The following is a 19746-nucleotide window of genomic DNA, read 5'->3' as shown; positions in this document are numbered from 1 at the left end:
GAGAGCCGCAGCCCCCGCCCTGACCGGCCCGCTCAGGCGGCCTGCGCTTCTTTAGTCGAACAGGTCGCCCAGGCTGCGGCCCACGCTGTGACTGCCGTGGCTGTCGCCGCCCAGCATGCCCGCCTCGAACTCCTCGTAGGGCTGCACGACCACGAAGCCGTCCCCCTGGAAGACCATCTGGTACGTCTCGCCGCCGCCCCGGCCGAAGATGCTGCGCATGCTGGAATCCATCCGCAGCTGCGGCTGCAGGTTGCCACTCCAGGCGATCGTCGCGTTCGGGTCGGTGAAGATCGGCTCGTTGTGTGTCACGCGCAGCGTCAGCGGCTTGCCGTGACTGAGGATCGCGACCATGCCGTGCCCCTGCACGCGCACGCTGAACAGCCCGCCCGCCGCCATGCCCGCAATGCGGCGCTGCATGGTGATGTCGTACTGCACGGTGTCCTCGAAGGCCAGCAGGTCGTTGCCGTTCACGTTCAGCGCGTCGCCCTGAAGCCGCAGGATCTGCACCTCCTTGCCCTGATCGGCGAGGTACGCCACGCCGCGCCCCTCGATCTTGGCCAGGGGGCTCATCTCCTGCGACACGGCACGCTTCAGCGCCTTCATCAGGCCGCCTTCCAGCATGCCTTCACGCGTGAACGAGAGGTTGCCCTTGTAGGCGACCATGGCGCCCAGCTTGCTCCAGATGCGGCCGTTGACCTTGACCTCCAGCATCTTGCTGCTCTCCAGCTCGAACACCTCGCCGGGATTGTCCCGCTCGGCGGTCTGCGCGATGAAGTCACGGAGGCTGTAGGTGCCGTCACTGCCCGGGTGCATATTCGTCATACGAAGCCACAGTACGACGCCCCGCGCGCCCGGGTTCCCGGTGGCCAGCGTCTGGATCAGAGGTAGCGCGCCGTGACCGAGCGCTCCACGCCGCGCAGCCCGGCCGGGGGGCCGCTGTACAGCACCTCGCCGCCTGCGCGTCCGCCTTCCGGGCCCAGGTCGATCAGCCAGTCCGCCTGCCGGATCACGTCCAGCTGATGCTCGATCAGGATCACGGTGTTCCCACCGTCCACCAGCCGGTCAATGATGCCCAGCAGCAGCCCGATATCGCTCAGGTGCAGGCCCGTGGTGGGTTCATCCATGACGTACACGCTGCCCTTCTTGTGCAGTTCAGTCGCGAGTTTCAGGCGCTGCGCCTCGCCGCCCGACACGGTGCTCAGCGGCTGCCCCAGCGTCAGGTAGCCCAGGCCCACGTCCGTCATGGCCTGCAACACGGCCCGCACGGGTTTCTCGGTGAAGAAGGCCAGGGCGTCCCCGGCGGTCATGTTCAGCACGTCACTGATCGACTGGCCGCGCAGCTGATGGCGCAGCACGTCCGGGCGGAACCGCTGGCCCTCGCAGACCTCGCACACCGACGAGATGCCCTCCATGAACGCCAGGTCCGTGTACACGACGCCCAGCCCCGCGCAGTTCGGGCAGCTGCCTTCCGAGTTGAAGCTGAACAGTGACGGACTCTGCCCGCTGGCCTTCGCGAACGCCTTGCGGATCGGGTCCATGATCCCGGTGTAGGTGGCGGGCGCCGAGCGGCTGTTCGTGGTCACGCGCGACTGATCCACGACCACGGCGTCCGGGTGCAGCGGCAGGAACACGTCGTGAATGAGGGTGCTCTTGCCCGACCCGGCCACGCCGGTCACGACGGTCAGCACACCGGTGGGGATGTCCACGGTCACGTCCTTGAGGTTGTGCAGGCGCGCGCCCCTCACCTGCAGCCACCCGGTCGGGGCGCGCACCTGCGCCTTCAGCGGCAGCGGCTGCCCCAGATGCCGCCCGGTCAGGGTGTCGGCCACCAGCAGCGCCGCGACCGGACCCTGGAACATCACCTCGCCGCCCCGCGCGCCTGCCCCGGGGCCCAGGTCCACCACGTGATCGGCTGCCAGGATCACGTCCGGGTCGTGCTCCACGACGAGCACCGTGTTGCCCTTGTCGCGCAGCGCGCCCAGCAGGCCGGTCAGGCGCGACACGTCCCGTGCGTGCAGGCCCACGCTGGGCTCGTCCAGGATGTACAGCATGTCGGTGAGGCTGTTGCCCAGGTGCCGCACCAGCTTCAGGCGCTGGCCCTCGCCGCCGGACAGCGTGGCCGTCTCGCGGCTCAGGCTCAGGTACCCCAGCCCGATCTCCACGAGGTGCGACAGCCGCTGCGCGAGGTGCCCCGCCACCCGCGCCGCCGCCGGGTCGCTCAGGCCGCGCAGGAAGGCCAGCAGCTCGGTGGCCTCCAGATCCGCCAGTTCCGCGATGTTGCGCCCCTCGATCCGCGAGGCCAGCGCCGCCGCGTTCAGGCGGGCCCCATGACAGACCGGACAGGTGCAGCTCGTCACGAACTGCTCGAACACCGCGCGGCCCCGGTCGGACATGGCCGCCGCGTCCTTCTTCAGGTACATCCGCTCGAAGCGGTCCACCAGTCCCTCGTAGGTCATGTTGATCTCACCCAGTGACACCTTCAGGTCCCGCCCATGCAGCAGCAGGTGCAGGTCGTGGTCGCTGTACGCCTGGACGGGCTGGTCCAGGTCGAACAGACCACTCAGGGCGTACGTCTTCCACAGCCACTTCCCAGGTTTGAAATCCGGGTGCTGGATCGCTCCGCCGTTCAGCGAGAGGGTGCGGTCCAGCAGGCGGTCCAGGTCAAGCTGGGTGGTGCGGCCGATACCTGCGCACTCGGGGCACATACCCTGCGGCGTGTTGAACGAGTACGCGAACGCCGGGCCCGCCGACGGCTGCCCCTCGCGGGAGAACAGCACCCGCAGCGGCGCGGCGATGTCCGTGTACGTGCCCACCGTCGAGCGCGCCCCGCCCCCCACCCGCTTCTGGTTGATGACCACCGGGGCGTTCAGGTTCGCGACGCGGTCCACGTCCGGCTGCCCGTAGTGCGGCAGGAAACCCTGCACGAACGCGGTGAAGGTCTCGTTCAGCTGCCGCTGCGCCTCGGCGGCCAGCGTGTCGAACACCAGTGAGGACTTCCCGGAGCCGGACACGCCCGTGAAGACGGTCAGCTGCCGCTTGGGAATGTCCAGCGAGACGTTCCTCAGGTTGTGTTCGCGCGCGCCGCGCACCTCAATGAAAGCCCGGTCGGTCATGGATGTTCCTCCTTGACCTCCAGCGTCTCTGAGCAACATGTGAAGATCCCCCACGGGAGAGCTTCATGGAAGCTTCATCGTGGAGGATCCGCACCCGCACGACTCAGCTGTTCAGCAGCCCACCGATACGGCTCAGGACCTCCTCAATGTTCGCCATGCTCGTCGCGTAACTCAGGCGCACCTGCCTGGGCGCCGCAAAATCCGTGCCCGGCACGACCGCCACCCGCGCGTCATCCAGGATGCGCCGCGCGGCCTCCAGTTCATCGGGGTGGATGGGCGTCGTGTCCGCCATGACGTAGAACGCGCCCTCCGGCGTGGGTGTACGCAGCCCCAGCGCGTTCAGGCCCGCCACAATCCGGTCGCGCCGCTTACGGTACGCCGCGCGGGCCATGTCCACGAACGCCGCCGTGTGCGCGTGATCCGACAGGGCCGCCAGCGTCGCGTACTGCGACACGCTGCTCGCGTTGCTCGTACTCTGCGACTGCAGCGCGTTCATCGCGGCGATTACGCCCTTCGGGCCGCCCGCGTACCCGATGCGCCACCCGGTCATCGCGTACGCCTTGCTCGCCCCGTTGACCGTCAGCGTGTGCTCCGGCGCGAAGGTGCCGATACTGACCTGCTCGGCGTCGTACACCAGATGCTCGTACATCTCGTCTGTCACGATCACGAGGTTGTGTCTCTGCGCCACCGCTGCCACCGCGCGCAGCACCTCCGGCGGAAACACCGCGCCCGTCGGGTTGCCCGGGCTGTTCAGCACGATCATCCGCGTCCGGGGCGTCACGCGCGCCTCCAGTTCCCCCGGATCAAGCACGAAGCCCGACTCCGGCGAGGTCGGCACCGCGACCGGCACCGCGCCCGTCAGCGCCACCATCTCCGGGTAGCTCACCCAGTACGGCGCCGGGATTAGCACCTCATCCCCGGGATTCAGCAGCGCGAAGAACGCGTTGAATAGCGCCTGCTTCCCGCCGCTCGTGACCGTCACCGCGTCCGGCGCGTAGCTCAGGCCGTTCTCCCGGGCGAACTTCGCGCTGATCGCCTCACGCAACTCCGGAATGCCGTTCACGGCCGTGTACTTCGTCTTCCCGGATTCAATGGCCGCGATGGCCGCCGCCTTCACGTGCTCCGGCGTATCGAAGTCCGGCTCGCCCACGCTCATGCTGATCACGTCCACCCCCTGCCGCCGCAACGCCAGCGCGCGGCTGGTCACCGCGACCGTCGCGGAAGGCTTGAGGCTCAGGGCACGTTCGGACAGCAGAAAAGGGCCGCTCATACCCCGCAGGGTACAGGCGGCCCACCCCAGGACACGCGAGAGGTTTAGAAGCGGTACGTCACGCCCAGGTGCAGACCCGGCAGGATCACGGAACTGCCGTCCATGACGTACCCACGCAGTTTCGCCTCAGAGAACCAGCCCAGCTGGCTCTGACGGAACTCGCCCCGCACACCCGCCGTGGCATTGAGCAGCAGCGCCTGGCCACTGACGGTCCCAATGCCCGGGCCCGCGTAGACGTTCACGGGCCCCTGTGGAAAGTTGAGCAGCGCGTCCACACTGGCAAAAACGGGCAGGCTGGTCGGCCCATTCACACCGTCAGCGGCGAACGGGAGGAACATGGTGCCCACGCTGCCGCGCACGTCCACGCTCCCAACCGGGACACTCACGGACAGCCCCAGTGCGGGCAGCAGGATGATCTCCGTGCCGGTGTTCACCCACACGGTCGTCCCACGCGGAAGGTCGGTGGATGGAGTCTGAGTGGCAGTCGACTGGGCGGCGGCCGCACCCGACAGGAACGCGGCCACCAGGAGGGAATTCAGGATCTTCACCCCGCAAGTGTAGGCGCCGCTCAGCCCGCCATCTGCCGCACATGAAGCGCGCCGCCCCGCGCCCCCGGTGGGGGAGGGGCGGCGCGCAGAGGGGGCGGCCTAGTGCAGCAGGCCGATGCTACGGGCGCGGCTGACGGCCTCGGTCCGGTCCCCGGCGTCCAGCTTCGCGTACAGACGCGCCAGGTGATCCTTGACCGTGTCGGGGCTGACGCCCAGGTTCTTCGCAATTTCCTTGTTGCTGTAGCCCTGGGCCAGCAGCGGCAGCACCTCGGATTCGCGGGGCGTCAGGCGCGGCACGTCCACGTGCGGCAGCCGGTCAATCTCGGGGTTCGCGACGATGTCCCGCAGCTGCCGCGCGAGACTCTCCGGGTCGGTTTCCTTGCTGACGTAACCGCGCGCTCCGGCGGCGCGGGCGGCCTGCACGATGGCCGGCTCGGCGAACGTCGTGATCAGGACGCTCACCACGCGCGGGTTGCTCTGCCGCAGGCGCTCGCAGACCTCAATGCCGGTCATGCCGGGCATCTTCACGTCCAGCAGCGCCGCGTCGGGTTGCAGCGCCCGGCAGGCTTCCAGGGCGGCCAGGCCGTCGCTGGCCTCGGCGACCACGTCGAACCCCTGGTGAATCAGGGCGTACTTCAGGCCCATGCGGAAGAGGGGGTGGTCGTCGGCGATGACTAGTCTCATGGTTGAACCTCCGGGAGGGACAGAGTAAAGCGCGTCAGGATGGATGGGTGCAGGTCAGGCGGGTCAGGGGGCTCAGGAGGCGGGGTGGGCACGCGGTCGTATTGCAGGTCCCCGCCGTGCGCCTGCGCAATTCGGCGCACGATGAACAGCCCCAGCCCCGCCGTGCCGGCCGTGTACTGCTTCCCGGCGATGGTGGTGGGCTGCGCGTTGAACGGCTGGGCCAGGTCATCGAGTGGGGCGGGCAGGCCCGGGCCGTCGTCGGTGACGGTCAGGCCGGACGGCGTGACCGCCAGGGTCACCTGGGAGCGGGCGTACCGCAGCGCGTTCACCACCAGATTCAGCACGGCGCGCTCCAGGATTGGCGCGTCGGCGGCGGCCATGCCACGCCCGTGGACGCTGATCTGCACGCCGCGTTCCTGCGCCTGGGCGTCCACGCGGCCTGCCACCTCGTCCAGCAGGGTGCGCAGGTCGGTCGGGGCGACGCGGACCTGCACGTGCTCCTGCTCGAAGCGGTGCGCGTCAGCCATCTGCTGCACCAGCCCCAGCAGCCGCGCCGTTTCCGCCTGGATCTGCTCGCCCATCATGCGGCGCTCGTCCTCCGGGACGGGCAGGGTCGTGATGATCTTCGTGAGGTGCCCCGTGGCAATCAGGGGGGTTTTCAGGTCATGCACCAGCGTCGCCATGAACGCGTTGCGGCGCGCCTGCTCGGTGCTCAGGCGGCCCAGCAGGTCCGTGAAGGCCGCGCGCAGCGACACAATCTCGGTGGGGTCGTCCCGGTGGGCCTCACCGAACTGCCCGCTCATCACCTCGGCCCGCAGGCGACTGACGGACGTGAGCAGCGCCCCGCTGAGCACGAAGCCCACCAGTCCGCACGTCGCGCCGACCAGCACCATCCACGCGAAGATCTGCACGCTGGGCAGGGCCGGCTGAGCCATCAGGGTCATGACGATGTTCGGCAGGAACGCCAGCAGGAAGATCACGGTGGTGAACTGCGCGCGCAGGGTCGTCCGCACCCGCAGGCCCCGGAGGGAGCGGGGCGCGGTCAGAGGTGACCCGGTGCTCATGGCCCCCAGGGTAAGGGCCCCCCTCTGACAGAACCATCACGCGCCTGTCAATCCCCCACCCCCAGCGTAATGGGGGGCGGGGCCCACCCCCTCCCGGGGGCACGGGGCCCGCCGCCCGGTGCCGCCTGACCGGTGACCGGCCGCCAAAAAGGAGGGGAGGGTGGCATCATGGCCACCCTCCCCTGCGCGCCTTCAGCGGCTTACTCCTCGGTGCTGAGCACCGCCAGGAACGCTTCCTGCGGCACCTCGACCGTGCCGAACTGCTTCATGCGGGCGCGGCCCTTCTTCTGCTTTTCCAGCAGCTTCTTCTTACGGCTGATATCCCCGCCGTAGCACTTGGCGAGCACGTCCTTGCGGAAGGCCTTCACGGTGGCGCGCGCGATGATCTTCCCGCCAATCACGGCCTGTACCGGCACGGGGAACATCTGGCGGGGGATCACGTCGGCCATCTTGTCCACGATCTTGCGGCCCAGTCCGTACGTCTTGGTCTCGTGCACGATCACGGCCAGCGCGTCGATGACCTCGTTGTTCACCATGATGTCGACCTTGCGCAGGTCGCCCTCGCGGTACCCGAGCTGCTCGTAGTCCATGCTGGCGTACCCGCGGCTGATGCTCTTGAGGCGGTCGTGGAAGTCGTACAGGATCTCCGCGAACGGCACCTCGTACAGCAGCTCCACGCGCTTGCCGACGTAGTTCATGGTGATCATAGAACCGCGGCGCTCCTGAAGCAGCTGCATGACCGGCCCCACGTAGTCCTCGGGCAGCATGATGCTCAGCTTGATGTACGGTTCCTCGACGGTCGTGATGCGGTCCCGGGTGGGGAACTCGGCCGGGTTCTGCGTCTCGAACACCTCACCGTTCGTGAGGGTCACGCGGTACACCACGGCGGGCGCCGTGGCGATCAGGTCCAGGTCGTACTCGCGCTCCAGGCGCTCCTGGATGATCTCGGCGTGCAGCAGGCCCAGGAAGCCGCAGCGGAACCCGAAGCCAAGCGCCTCGGACGTTTCCGGCTCGAAGGAGAACGCCGCGTCGTTCAGCTTCAGCTTCTCCAGCGCGTCGCGCAGCTTGCGGTAGTCCTCGGTGTCGGTGGGGTACAGGCCCGAGAACACCACGGGCTGCGCGGGCTTGAAGCCGGGGAACGGTTCGGCCGTCTGCCGCTCACGGCCGGTCAGGGTGTCGCCCACCTGCGCGTCCTGAATGTCCTTGATGCCCGCCGCCACCCAGCCGACTGCACCGGCCGGGAGCGAATCGCCCACGACCAGCCCGGGGCTGAACGTGCCGACCTTGTCCACCTCGAAGTTCTTCCCGGCGTTCATCAGACGGATCTGATCCTTGGGGTTCAGGGTGCCTTCCAGCACCCGCACGAACAGGATCACGCCCTGGTACGCGTCGAAGAACGAGTCGAAGATCAGCGCCTTCAGCGGCGCCTCGGGATCACCGCTGGGCGCGGGGATGCGCTCCACGATGGCCTCCAGGATCTCGGGAATGCCGATCCCGGCCTTGCCGGACGCGAACACGGCGTCCGACGCGGGAATCCCAATCACTTCCTCGAGCTCCTGCGCGGCCCCTTCGGGGTCAGCGGCAGGCAGGTCGATCTTGTTGATGACCGGCACGATCTCCAGGTTGCTGTCAATGGCGAGGTACGCGTTCACGATCGTCTGCGCCTCGACGCCCTGCGAGGCGTCCACGAGCAGCAGCACGCCCTCGCACGCCGCCAGCGACCGGGAGACCTCGTAGTTGAAGTCCACGTGGCCGGGCGTGTCGATCAGGTTGAAGGTGTACTCCTCCCCGTTCTCACGCTTGTACGTGAGGCGGACCGGGGTGGACTTAATGGTGATGCCACGCTCGCGTTCCAGTTCCAGCGTGTCGAGCGTCTGGTCGCGCTTGTCCCGTTCGGACATGGCGCCCAGCCGCTCCAGAATGCGGTCCGCGAGGGTGGATTTCCCGTGGTCCACATGGGCGATGATCGAGAAGTTCCTGACGTTCACAACCCGCAGTCTAGCGCGGCGCATGGTAAGCATGCAGTGACCCGCGCCCCGGGCCCACACCTGAGGCAACCCGGCCCGCCCCGGCGGCGTATCAAGAAGGCAGTATGTCCCCCCGCGCCCTGCCCACCCGGCCCGCCGTTCCCGCCTGGAAGCTCATCCTGCCGGCGCTTGGCGTGGCGGCGCTGGCCTGGTGGGGGTACGGCTGGGCCACCCGACCCGTCAATCCACCGGTGCAGCCCGCCGCGCGTCAGGGCACCGTCGCGGGAGACTGGGCGACCTTGAAGGCGTTCGGGCCGCGCACGCCCGGCACCCCCGGGCATGACCGCACCCTGGACTGGGCGCAGGCGCAGCTCACGGCGTTGGGCTACCACGTGACCCGGGACGCCTTCCCGGTGAACGTCTGGGCGGACGGCGGCGCCACCGTGACCGGCCCGGACGGTCTGAACCTGACGGGGCGCACGCTGTACGGCTCGCAGGGGTCCGACCAGCAGGGCGATCTGGTGCGCGTGCCCGGCGACGCCAGCGACGCGCAACTCGAAGGCCTGGACCTCCAGATGAAACTGGTGGTGACCTCCTGCCCCACGCGGCCCTGGGGCCCGTTCACGGCCGCCCTGATCGACCAGGGCGCCTTCGGCGTGGCGATCATCGACGACTGCGCCCGTCCGACCGCCCTGTCCCGCGCGCCGGGCACGCCGCTGCCCCTGCTGGTCCTGACGCGCGAGGCGGGCGCCGCGCTCAGCCGGCAGGTCGGGCAGACCGTCACGTTCACCACCCGCACCCATGAGGAAGCAACGCAGGCGGCCAACCTCGTGGCCCGGCGCGTGGACGGCCAGCCCCAGGTTATCTACGGCGCGCACCTCGACAGTGTGCCCGGCGCGCCCGGCGCGAACGACAACGCCAGCGGCGTCCTGGCCGTCCTCGCCCTGGCCCGCCGCGCCGCGGGCACCCCGGACGCGGAACGCGCCTGGTTCGCGCTCTTCGACGCGGAGGAACTCGGCCTGAACGGCAGCCGCCAGTTCGTGCGGCAGTACGCCTACCCCATGGAGCAGACCCGCGCCATGATCAACCTCGACATGGTCGGCGTGAACGCCCAGCCGCTGGGCGTGGCCGCCACCGAGGACCTGCTGCCCCTGATCCGCGCTGCCCGGCCCGGCCTGCGCGAGTTCAGGGACGACGCCCAGTCCACCCGCGAGACCTTCGGCCGCAGCCTGGGCACCACGGGCCTGAGCGACCACGCGTCATTCAAGGCCGTCCGCATTCCCGCCGCGTTCCTGCACCGCGGTGTGGACCGCCACTACCACACCGCGCAGGACACCACCCTGAACACTGGCCTCGTGCAGGACGCAGCGCACACCGCCTGGATCATCGGGCAGGCGGTGTCCGCCGCGCCGTTCACACCCCGCGCCGAGTGCGGCCTGACCGGACGCGACTGTCACTGACCCGGCCTTGACGCGGCGCTGGCCCGGCGGGGCCGGACACGCCATCTGGCGGAGGTCGGCGCCCCGCGCTGCCCGCTAGCCTGAGCGGCATGTCCCGTTCCCTCGCGTACTTCACGGACGTCGCGCTGCGCCGCCAGGAGGGCAGCGCCGTGCAGCGCGGCCCCACCTGCACGGTCGTCCGGTCGCCCGCCAACCCCACCTTCTGGTGGGGGAACTTTCTGCTGATGCCCGCACTGCCCGCCCCCGGTGACCTTTCAGCCTGGGCGGCGGCCTTCACGCGCGAGCACCCGCACGCCGCGCACCGGGTCTTCGGTGTGGACGTGCCCGGACCCGCCCTGAGCGGCCCGGCCGCTGATGAGTTCAGGGCCGCCGGGTACGACGTGCGGGCCGACACGGTCCTGACCGCCGCGCGGACCCACCCGCCCCGCCGCCTGAACCGCGACGCGACAATGCGCGTGCTGGACACAGACGCTGATTGGGACAGTGCCCTGGCCCTGCGTGAGGCGGTCAATGCCGCCGATCCGCACGGGCACGAGCCGCATGGCTACCGCGAATTCGCCACGCGTAAGCTGGCCGCGTACCGCGCCGCGCAGGCCGCCGGGCACGGGGCAATGCTCGGTGCGTTCGATGACCACGGGCAGATGTTGTCAGGCCTGGGGATCTTCGACGCGGGGGACGGGGTGGCCCGCTACCAGAATGTCGAGACGCACCCGGACGCCCGCTCACGCGGCCTGGCGGGCACCCTGGTCCACCACGCGGGGGAGTGGGCCCGGGAGCGGCTGGGGAGCCGCACGCTGGTCATCGTGGCTGACCCGGACTACCACGCGCAGCGCCTGTACGAGAGCGTGGGGTTCACGCCCACTGAGGTGCAGGTCGCCCTGGAAAGGCGCCCGGCAGAGTGACGGCAGGAGGGGAACCCGGCGCGTCTGCCTGGGTCCCACTCCGGGTTCGGCAGTTACTCGACCGGTTCGCCGCGCTGCAACTTCACGGCCCGCACGAGGTTCTGGTACATCAGCGCGCTCGTCAGCGGGCCCACCCCGCCGGGCACGGGCGTCTGGGCGCGCACGGGCAGGTTCGCCTCGGCGTCGCCCACCACGCCGCTCCCGTCAGCGGGGACGTTGATGCCCGCGTCGATCACCACGTGATGTGGCAGCACGTGCCCGGCGCGCAGCAGGCTCGCGCGGCCCACCGCGACCACCACGGCGTCCTGCGCGGCCAGCACACCTGGCAAGTCCCGGGTGTGCTCGTTGCACAGCGTGACCGTCACGCCGCGGTTGTTCAGCATGAAGGTCAGGGGGCGGCCCACCGTGCGGCCCGGCCCCACCACGGCCACCCGCGCGCCGCGCAGGTCGTCGCCCAGCGCCTCGCGCAGCAGAAACCGGATGGAGCGGGGCGTGGGGGGCAGCAGCGCCTCGCTTTCACGCCCAGCGGCAATCAGGGCGAGGTTCGCGGGGCTCAGGCCCTCGATGTCCTTGCGGGCCGTCAGGTGCAGCAGCGCCGCGTCCGCATCCAGGGGCGCGGCCAGCGGCAATTCCAGCATGATGCCGTGCACGTCCGGGTCGCTGGACAGGGCGTGCAGCGTGGCGTGCAGGTTCTCCTGCGTGGCCTGAGGGCCCAGGTCGCGCACCGTGAAGCGCACGCCCAGCCGCTTGGCCTGCCGGGCCTTGCTGTCCACGTACACGCGGCTGGCCGGGTCACCGGAGGCCAGGACGCTCACGAGGTGAGGCTGGAAGTCCCAGCTGCTCAGGTCGGCGCGGACCTGCCGGGTGACGTGGTCCGCGCGGGGTTTGCCGGGCAGGGAACGCGCGGCGGGAAGAGAAGAGTCAGTCATGATGAAATCCAGGAACGCAGGCGAGTCGGGCCGGAGGGCGAACCGCTTCCACGGGGGAAGGCACCGGCCCAGCATACCCGCCCGGCGGGGTCGGCGCGGCTGTCGGGGGCACTTGGGGGGGATGACATCCCCTGGGGGGGGATAGCGTGAAGTGCTTCACAGCGTCAGAAAATTCACGTGGCTATGGTCTAGCCTGATGCCTTCCGAGACCAACCGACCCGCCCGCGCCCGCAGCGCCGAAGAGAAGAACCAGCGCCGCGACGACATCCTGCGCGCCGCCGAGCGCCTGTGGACCACCACCACCTACGCGGAACTCAGCATGAACCAGGTCGCGCGCGAGGCCAAACTCGCCAAAGGCACCCTGTACCTGTACTTCGACACCAAGGAGGAACTGTTCCTGGCCCTCCTCACTGAACACCTCCAGGCGTGGATCACCCGCACGAGCGACCTGCTGATCGAGCGCCAGCCCCGCACGCCCCAGCAGATCACCGAGGTCCTCCTGGACTCCGCCGACGCCCTGACCCCCCTGCGGCGCCTGCTGGTGCTGCTGGGCACCGTCCTGGAACGCAATGTCCGCCCCGAACTGGGCCTGGAATTCCGCCGGGAACTCGACAGTCAGCTGCACCGCCTCGTGGCGCACATGCCGTTCAGCGCGCCCATCACGCTGCGCCTGCTGCGTCACCTGTACGCGCTGGCCATCGGGTGGCAGCAGTTCCGCGAGTCCCTGCCCGGCCTGGACCCCAAGACCGGCCAGCCCCGCGAGGAAATGCCCGGCGAGTACCGCGCCGAATTCGAACTGGCGCTGCGCGGCATCATTGAGCAGCTTGCCGCGCAGGACGCCCGCGCCGCCGCCGTCTGAACTCCGGCTCCGCTCATCACCCAGAAGCTCCGGGCCTGATCAGGCCCGGAGCTTTCTGTACGGCGGGCAGGGAGACGCGGGCCGCCGCCTGATCCGGGAGGCGCCCGGTAGGCCCAGTGAACTGCCCCGTCCCCGAGGGCTACCAGCGGAACTTACCCACCCCGGCCACCCAGGTCATCCGCAGGGCTCGTAGCGTCGAGGTCAGGTTGACGCCCGCCCCGGCGCAGGCCTGCCGCGCGGCCTCCGGGACGACCGGCAGCACCGTCAGGGCCGTGCCCTGCCGTGACGGGACGTACTGCACGCCCAGCGTCACGCCACGCAGGCACGCGGGCGCGGCACCCACCATGAAATCCTGGTCACGGATCAGCTGAATCACGTCGGCCTCCGGCACGGCGCGCAGACCCTGCGCGTCCAGCCAGCCAAAGGTGGTGCGCTGCTGGCACGCCCCGGCGCGGCACCACTCGCGGTTCAGGACCAGCAGCGCCCGGCGGCCCTGACCGTACGTGGCGGCCCGCACGGTCGTGAACACCCGCCCGCCCGCGTCGCTGCTGCCCCGCCAGTCCAGGAAGTGATTCGTCTCGTCGGTGATCTGCACGGCAAACAGGTTCTGCGTGGCCGACCAGCTGAGCTGCTCACGCCGCGCCAGCGCCAGCAGCGACGCCTCCGCCGCGGGCGGCTGGAAGTCCGTCAGGAACAGCTGCACGCCCCGCACCGGACCCAGGGCCGCCTGCGGACCCGCCTGCGCCGACGCCAGCGCCAGGAGGCTCAGCAGGACGGCAGGGCACGCGCGGCGCAGGAATCGGGGCACGCCCATCAGTGTGCCGCATGCCCACCCACCCGCGCGAGGGGCGGCCCGGCTGCACAGCCCTGCCCGGCGGGGGCCAGGGCGCCCGTATGCTGGGCGCGGTATGCGCGTCGTTCTGAAACTCGGCACCAGCGTTCTCACGGCAGGCACGGACCGCCTGCACCGCCCCCGCCTGGTGGACCTGATCCGCACCCTGGCCGCCGCGCGCGAGGCCGGGCATGAGGTCGTCCTGGTCACCAGCGGCGCCGTCCTGGCCGGCTGGGAGGCGCTGGGCTTCCCGCCCCGCGACCGGACCCTGGCGGAAAAGCAGCTGCTGGCCGCGGTGGGACAGGGGCGGCTGATGCACACGTACGCGCAGCTGGCTGACCTGTACGGCCTGCCGGTCGCGCAGGTGCTGCTCACCGCGGACGATTTCCGGGACCGGACGCGGTACCTGAACGCCCGCACCACCCTGGACGCCTGCCTGACGCGCGGCGTGATGCCCGTCATCAACGAGAACGACGCCGTGGCACTGGAACAGCTGAAGGTGGGGGACAACGACACGCTGTCCGCGTTCGTCGCGAACCTCGTGGAGGCCGACCTGCTGGTCATCCTGACCGACGCGCCCGGCCTGTACACCGCCGACCCGCGCCGCGACCCCGGCGCCACGCTGATTCCCGTCGTGGAGCGCGTGACGCCTGAAGTCTGGGCGCGCGCCGGGGGGGCCGGGTCGCACCGCGGGACCGGCGGCATGCACACCAAGATTCAGGCCGCGGAGATCGCCACCCGCGCGGGCACCCCGGTCGTGATCGCGCCCGGCGACGCCCGGGACGTCCTGACCCGCCTGCTGGACGGCGAGAGCATCGGCACGCGCTTCCTGGCCGCCGGGTCCCGCCTCGAAGCGCGCAAACGCTGGATTCTCGCGGAGATCGCCGCCGGGAGCGTCACCCTGGACGCCGGGGCTGCCCGCGCCGTCTCCGAGCGCGGCGCGAGCCTGCTGCCGGCGGGCATCACGGGCGTGCAGGGCCGCTTCGGGCGGGGGCACACCATCCGCCTGCTGGGCCCGGACGGACAGGAACTCGCGCGCGGCCTGAGCCGCTACGCCTCGGCGGACCTGCTCAAGCTGATCGGGCAGCACTCCAGCGCCACCGAGGCGCTGCTGGGCTACACGTACGGGCCGGAAGCCGTGCACCGCGACGACCTCGTGCGGCTGTGAACGCCGCCTCTATACTGCCGGGCGTGCTGGCCCTGCTCGCCTCCCAGACTCAACTCACCGACCCGTCCGGCGACGCCCGCGGGGACGGCGGGTACGTCCTGCCCACCCGCCCCGCCTTCACCCCGGACATGCTGGACCTGCGCGCGCTGGACGTCCGCGGCACGCCCCAGGGCATGCAGTTCACCGTCACATACGGCCAGATGGGCAACCCCTGGAACGCGCCCGGCGGCTTCAGCGCAGGCGTCACGGACATCTACGTGAAAGGCGCGCTGGGCGGCCAGACGAAACTGGGGGACAGCGGCCTGCGCACCAGCGGCGGCGGCTGGCAGTACCACCTGCGCGTGTCCCCCAGCGGCAGCACCCTGACCGAGGTGAACACGCAGGGCGAGGAGCGGCCCCTGGCCGCCCCGACCGTGACCGTGTCCGGCACGCAACTGGTGGTGGCCACCGCGCTGCCTGACGGCCCGTACGGGTACTGGGTGATGAACAGCGTGTACTCCCCCCTGACCAGCGACGGCGTGCTGCGCCCCACCACCAGTTCAGGTCCGACGGCGCTCCAGGCGGGCCGCGCGGACGCGCCGGTGCCCGTGGACGTCATGGCGGCCAGTGGCGACCAGCAGGCCTACACGCGCGGCACGCTCGCCCCGGTGGGGGAGACCCGTGACCTGCTGGGCCTCGGTCTGCTCACGCTGGGCGTCGTGGGCGCGCTGCTCACCGTGATCGCCACCGTGTTCGTCTGGCGCCGCCTGAGCTCCCGCACAGCGTGAGCACGCGGCCCGCCCTGCCCGCCCCGCTGCTGATCCTGATCGCGGCCGTCCTGTGGGGCCTGCTGGGCATTCTGGGCAAGCAGGCGCAGGCCGCCGGGCTGAACCCGCTGGAGGTCGCGTTCTGGCGCGCCGCGCTGGGCGGGGCCCTGTACGCCGTGCACGCCGCCCTGATCCGCGCCCGGCTCCCGCGCGGCCGGGACCTGCTGATCACGGCCGCGTTCGGCGTGGCGGGCGTCAGCATCTTCTACGGCTCCTACCAGCTGGCCGTGCGGGCCGGGGGGGCCAGCCTGGCCAGCGTGCTGCTGTACACCGCGCCCGCCTTCGTCGCCGTGATGGGCTGGGCGTTCCTGCGCGAGCGCCTGGGGGGGCGCGAACTGCTGGCCGTGGCCGGCACGCTGGGCGGCATTGCCCTGATCAGCCTGGGTGGTGGGCAGGGCGTGACCGTCACGCCCGCCGCGCTCGCCTGGGGCCTGACGGCCGGATTCACGTACAGCCTGTACTATCTGTACGGCAAGGCGTTTTTCACCCGCTTCGAGCCGCCCGCGCTGCTTGCCGTGGCCCTCCCGGTGGGGGCGCTCGTGCTGCTGCCGTTCGTGCCGTTCACCGCCAAGACGCCGGGCGCGTGGGGCAGCCTGAGTGCCATCGCGGTGTTCAGCACGTACCTCGCGTACCTCGCGTACTCCTGGGGTCTCAAGCGCCTGCCCGCCACGCGCGCCAGTGTCATCGCCAGCCTGGAACCCGTCGTGGCCGCCACACTGGCCGCCCTGTTGTTCGGCGAGCGGCTCTCCGCGCTGGCCCTGCTGGGCGCTGTCCTGGTAATCGGCGCGGCCCTGCTCCTGAGCGTGGGGCCCAGCGACACCGAACGCCACCCCGCCGCCGAGTGACGCGCGCCCTCAGGGCTGCTGATCCAGTGTGAAGTCCCACTCGAACGAGCGGCCCCACGGGAGATCCGCGCCGCTCAGGGTGTACGTGTCCCCCACGCGCAGCGGGAAGAACCCGCTGGCCAGCTGCATCAGGGCCTCCTGCGCCTGCGGGGTGTTCAGCTGCGCTTCGGGAATCAGCCTGCGCAGCTGCGCGCGCACCTCGGAGCTGTAGATCACGTCGTTGGCGAACTCGCGGGCCAGCAGGGCGTCCTGCCGCACCGGGTCGGCCCCGCGCGCCAGTTTCGCGTGCGCCAGCGCCGTGCCGAGGTTGTTCCCCGGCGTCCCCCACGCCGCCAGCGCCTGGAGGTTGGCGTGCTGGCGCAACGTGCGCAGGTCCGACCAGAAGCGTGGGTTGCCCAGGTTCACCTGCGCCACGTCCGCCACCGCGACCCGCCCGGCGCGCAGCAGGCTGCTGACCCGCAGGGCCGCGCGGCGCGGGTCGCCGCCGTTGAACACGTACAGCGTCAGGTCGGCCCTGCCCTCCACCACCTGAAAGCCGCTGCCCTGCGCGTGGTTGGCGGCACTCTGCGTCAGGGGAATCCCCTCGTACTTCATGACCTGCTTCGCCGCGTCGGGATCGCTGTACTCCACTCGGACCGTCGCCGCCTCCGGGGCCAGGGCGCGGGCGGTCAGCATGGACAGTACCTCGTCCGCGCCGGGGTACACGCGCACGTTCGCCGGGGCGTCCTGCGCCAGCGCGGCGCCCTCCTGCGGGGCGGGACTGCCGGGCAGCGCGTCGTCCCAGGTGACGTCCAGTTCCTTCAGGCGGCCCTCGCGCGCCCAGCCGATCACGGCGCGCACGACCTCCAGATTGCGCGCGCGGTCGGTGGCGTCTGGCTCGCGCGGCAGCGTGACGAACGCGTACACCGGCTGGCCCGTCCGCTCGGTCCAGGTGCGCAGCGGCTCCAGCCGCGCCAGCGCCTCCTGCGCCGTCAGCGGGCTCGTGCGGGACTGCACCAGCCCCCCGTACGCCAGGGCGTCCAGCGACACGATCAGCGGCCCCGTGCGCGGCTGCGCGTCCAGCCACGCGCCCAGCGCCGCCGGGTCCGCGCCGCGCGCCGCCGTACCCAGCAGCGCCGCGTCCGGCACGCGCAGGACGTCGCCGCGCAGACCCCCTATCAGGGCGGGCAGCACCCGCGTGGCGGGGCGGGAATCCAGGGGCAGCAGCGTCTGCGCGTCCGCCGCGCCCAGCAGCGCGAGGGGCATGAGGGCCTTCAGAAGGGGAGAGGTGCGGCGCATCGTGCCACGACCCTAGCGGCCACCCGTGAGGACCCGCTGGGTGTTTCATGGAGTCCGGCGCGGGCTCTGTACGCGGGCATGCCACCTGTCCCGCCCCCGCGCGGGTAGCCTGAACCTCATGAAAGCCAGTGACCTGTGGCGACTCGCGTGGCGCGGCCTGACCCGCCGCCGGGTGCGCACCTTCCTGACCGCGCTGGGCATCACGGTGGCGGTCGCCAGCATGGTGATCTTCCTGTCCCTGGGCGAGGGCATCCGCAAGGTGTTCACCAGCGAACTGGGCGGCATCGGCCCGGACATCCAGGTGAGCCTCACGCCGCTCTCGCAGGGACTGGCGCTGCACCCGAACCTCCCGCAGGACACCGTGGGGCAGCTCCAGGCGCTCGCGCCGGAACTGGGCCTCCAGACGGTCACGCCGGTCGTGATGGCCGTGCGGGGCGGCCTGGACCCCACCCAGAGCGTCGTGCTGTACGGCCTGCCCGCCAGCGGCGGGATCGGCGCGGTCTTCCCGAATACGGCGCTCGCCCAGGGCCGCCTGCTGCTCCCCGCCGACGAGCAGACCGGCGCGGCCGTCGTCGGCGCCAAGGCCGCGCAGAACCTGCGGCTGGGCCTGGGCAGCACCCTGAACCTCAACCGCCGCGCCAGCGTGAAGGTCGTGGGCGTGCTGGCGCCGCAGTCCGGGCTGGTGGACAACTTCATCTTCATGCCGCTGACGCCTCTGCAGCGCAGCGAGGGCGCCGAGGGCCGCGTGTCGCTGGTCGCCGTGAAACTGAACGACCCCCGGCAGGCCCGCGCGGTCGCCACGAGCATCAGTGACCGCCTGAACCTGGAGGCCGCCACGCAGTCGGACTTCCTGAGCTTCATCGAGCGGGCGCTGCGCATCAGCGACGCCGTGCGCTTCGGCATCTCCCTGATTGCACTCATTGTGGGCGGACTGGCGGTCGCGAACACCGTCATGATGGGCGTGTTTGAACGCACCCGCGAGTTCGCCACGCTGCGCGCCATCGGGGCGCGGCCCGCGTTCGTGCGCGCGCTGGTGCTGGCCGAGTCGCTTCTGCTGTCCTTGGTGGGTGGCGTGGGCGGCGTCCTGCTGGGGCTCGTGGGCATCGTGGTCGTGAATCTGTACACCCAGCAGCTCGCCGGGATCGACGCGGCGGCCCTCACACCCCGCCTGACGCTGCTCGCGCTGGGCATCAGCTTCCTGCTGGGTCTGCTCTCGGGCCTGCTGCCCGCCCGGAACGCCAGTCGCCTGAGCATCACCGACGCCCTCGGGAGGGTCTGACATGACCGCCACCATGACCACGCTGGCCAGCAGCACTGCCACCACGCCCACCCTGAGCGTTCACAACCTGTCGCGCGTGTACCCCAGCGGGGACGGGCAGGTGCAGGCCCTGGCACCCTTCACGCATGCCTTCCCGCCCGGCCTGACCGCCGTCGTGGGCCCCTCGGGCAGCGGCAAGAGCACCCTGCTGAACCTCCTGGCGGGCTTCGACACGCCCACCACCGGCCACGTGCAGGTCGGCGACACCGACCTCACCGCCCTGAGTGAGACCAGCCGCGCCGACCTGCGGCTGCGGCACTACGGCTTCGTGTTCCAGAACCACAACCTCGTGAGCATTCTCAGCGCGCAGGAGAACGTCGAATTCCCCCTGACCCTGGCGGGCCTGCCCCCCCGTGACCGGCAGGCCCGCGCCCGCGAATTGCTGGCCCTGGTCGGCCTGGAGCGCCGCGCCGATCACCTGCCCAGCCAGCTGTCCGGCGGGGAGGCGCAGCGCGTCGCCATCGCCCGCGCGCTGGCCGGGAATCCGGGCGTGCTGCTGGCCGACGAACCCACCGGGAACCTCGATACCCGCACCGGTGAGCGCATCCTGGCGCTGCTGCGCGGCGCGGCCGACGCGGGCCGCACGGTCGTGCTGATCACCCACGACCGCGACATTGCCGCGCAGGCCGACCATCACCTCAGCGTGCGCGACGGGGTGGTCACGCCCGGCTGACCCTACACAGAAGCGCGGCACGGATGAGAT

Annotated in this window: 18 protein-coding genes; 8 read left to right on the top strand and 10 right to left on the bottom strand. The window is 70.9% G+C overall.

Features of this window, described 5'->3' with window-relative positions; translation table 11 throughout:
* Positions 1-51: 51 nt before the first annotated feature.
* The 7 genes from IEY63_RS04055 to lepA form a co-directional block, all read right to left on the bottom strand.
* Positions 52-822, bottom strand: a complete 771-nt coding sequence (locus IEY63_RS04055) for an AIM24 family protein (RefSeq protein ID WP_189067648.1) — start codon at positions 820-822, stop codon at positions 52-54.
* A 56-nt stretch (positions 823-878) separates the two neighbouring features.
* Positions 879-3113, bottom strand: a complete 2235-nt coding sequence (locus tag IEY63_RS04050; protein WP_189067647.1) for an ATP-binding cassette domain-containing protein — start codon at positions 3111-3113, stop codon at positions 879-881.
* 103 nt (positions 3114-3216) lie between these two features.
* Positions 3217-4383, bottom strand: a complete 1167-nt coding sequence (locus tag IEY63_RS04045; protein WP_189067646.1) for a pyridoxal phosphate-dependent aminotransferase — start codon at positions 4381-4383, stop codon at positions 3217-3219.
* A 44-nt stretch (positions 4384-4427) separates the two neighbouring features.
* Positions 4428-4931, bottom strand: a complete 504-nt coding sequence (locus IEY63_RS04040; RefSeq protein ID WP_189067645.1) for a hypothetical protein — start codon at positions 4929-4931, stop codon at positions 4428-4430.
* Between the two features lie 99 nt (positions 4932-5030).
* Complete coding sequence (locus IEY63_RS04035; protein WP_189067644.1) at positions 5031-5615, bottom strand: response regulator transcription factor; 585 nt, start codon at positions 5613-5615, stop codon at positions 5031-5033.
* Positions 5612-6679 (bottom strand): sensor histidine kinase, encoded by a 1068-nt coding sequence (locus IEY63_RS04030; protein WP_189067643.1) that lies wholly within the window; start codon positions 6677-6679, stop codon positions 5612-5614. The genes IEY63_RS04035 and IEY63_RS04030 overlap by 4 nt, the downstream gene beginning before the upstream one ends.
* A 200-nt stretch (positions 6680-6879) precedes the next feature.
* Positions 6880-8700: a translation elongation factor 4 gene (gene lepA / locus IEY63_RS04025; protein ID WP_308425106.1), complete on the bottom strand. Its 1821-nt coding sequence runs from the start codon at positions 8698-8700 to the stop codon at positions 6880-6882.
* A gap of 71 nt (positions 8701-8771) precedes the next feature.
* On the opposite strand from lepA, the gene IEY63_RS04020 reads away from it, so the two are divergent.
* Both IEY63_RS04020 and IEY63_RS04015 read left to right on the top strand, forming a co-directional pair.
* Complete coding sequence (locus IEY63_RS04020) at positions 8772-10106, top strand: M28 family metallopeptidase (RefSeq protein ID WP_189067641.1); 1335 nt, start codon at positions 8772-8774, stop codon at positions 10104-10106.
* 89 nt (positions 10107-10195) lie between these two features.
* Positions 10196-11008 carry a GNAT family N-acetyltransferase gene (locus IEY63_RS04015; RefSeq protein ID WP_189067640.1) on the top strand — a complete coding sequence of 271 codons (813 nt, stop codon included), beginning with the start codon at positions 10196-10198 and terminating at the stop codon, positions 11006-11008.
* Positions 11009-11061: 53 nt separating this feature from the next.
* On the opposite strand, the gene IEY63_RS04010 is transcribed toward IEY63_RS04015, so the two are convergent.
* Positions 11062-11937, bottom strand: coding sequence for a bifunctional 5,10-methylenetetrahydrofolate dehydrogenase/5,10-methenyltetrahydrofolate cyclohydrolase (locus IEY63_RS04010; protein ID WP_189067639.1), 876 nt, complete (start codon positions 11935-11937; stop codon positions 11062-11064).
* 196 nt (positions 11938-12133) lie between these two features.
* Between IEY63_RS04010 and IEY63_RS04005 the strand changes: the two genes are divergently transcribed.
* The gene (locus IEY63_RS04005; RefSeq protein ID WP_189067638.1) at positions 12134-12796 is read left to right on the top strand and encodes a TetR/AcrR family transcriptional regulator; all 663 of its coding nucleotides are present in this window, start codon (positions 12134-12136) and stop codon (positions 12794-12796) included.
* A gap of 139 nt (positions 12797-12935) precedes the next feature.
* On the opposite strand, the gene IEY63_RS04000 is transcribed toward IEY63_RS04005, so the two are convergent.
* On the bottom strand, positions 12936-13604 hold the full coding sequence (locus IEY63_RS04000) for a hypothetical protein (protein WP_189067637.1): 669 nt from the start codon (positions 13602-13604) through the stop codon (positions 12936-12938).
* Between the two features lie 100 nt (positions 13605-13704).
* Between IEY63_RS04000 and proB the strand changes: the two genes are divergently transcribed.
* From proB to IEY63_RS03985, 3 genes are read left to right on the top strand one after another with little or no spacing between them, the layout of a single operon-like run.
* Entirely contained in the window at positions 13705-14796 is a 1092-nt protein-coding gene (gene proB / locus IEY63_RS03995; RefSeq protein ID WP_189067636.1) for a glutamate 5-kinase, read from the top strand.
* A 23-nt stretch (positions 14797-14819) separates the two neighbouring features.
* A complete protein-coding gene (locus tag IEY63_RS03990; RefSeq protein WP_229784462.1) occupies positions 14820-15563 on the top strand; it encodes a glucodextranase DOMON-like domain-containing protein in 744 nt (247 codons plus the stop codon).
* The gene (locus IEY63_RS03985; protein ID WP_229784461.1) at positions 15560-16447 is read left to right on the top strand and encodes a DMT family transporter; all 888 of its coding nucleotides are present in this window, start codon (positions 15560-15562) and stop codon (positions 16445-16447) included. Before IEY63_RS03990 ends, IEY63_RS03985 begins: the two co-directional genes overlap by 4 nt.
* 9 nt (positions 16448-16456) lie before the next feature.
* Here IEY63_RS03985 and IEY63_RS03980 read toward each other — a convergent pair whose 3' ends face one another.
* Positions 16457-17692, bottom strand: coding sequence for a DUF4127 family protein (locus IEY63_RS03980; RefSeq protein ID WP_229784460.1), 1236 nt, complete (start codon positions 17690-17692; stop codon positions 16457-16459).
* Positions 17693-17843: 151 nt separating this feature from the next.
* On the opposite strand from IEY63_RS03980, the gene IEY63_RS03975 reads away from it, so the two are divergent.
* A complete protein-coding gene (locus IEY63_RS03975) occupies positions 17844-19004 on the top strand; it encodes an ABC transporter permease (RefSeq protein WP_189067634.1) in 1161 nt (386 codons plus the stop codon).
* A 1-nt stretch (position 19005) separates the two neighbouring features.
* Positions 19006-19716 (top strand): ABC transporter ATP-binding protein, encoded by a 711-nt coding sequence (locus IEY63_RS03970; RefSeq protein WP_373290881.1) that lies wholly within the window; start codon positions 19006-19008, stop codon positions 19714-19716.
* Positions 19717-19746: the final 30 nt, after the last annotated feature.

This window comes from Deinococcus radiotolerans (assembly GCF_014647435.1).
In the GTDB taxonomy this organism is placed as follows: domain Bacteria; phylum Deinococcota; class Deinococci; order Deinococcales; family Deinococcaceae; genus Deinococcus; species Deinococcus radiotolerans.
The sequence above is the reverse complement of the archived record's forward strand: the minus strand, read 5'-3'. Positions and strand labels throughout refer to the sequence as shown.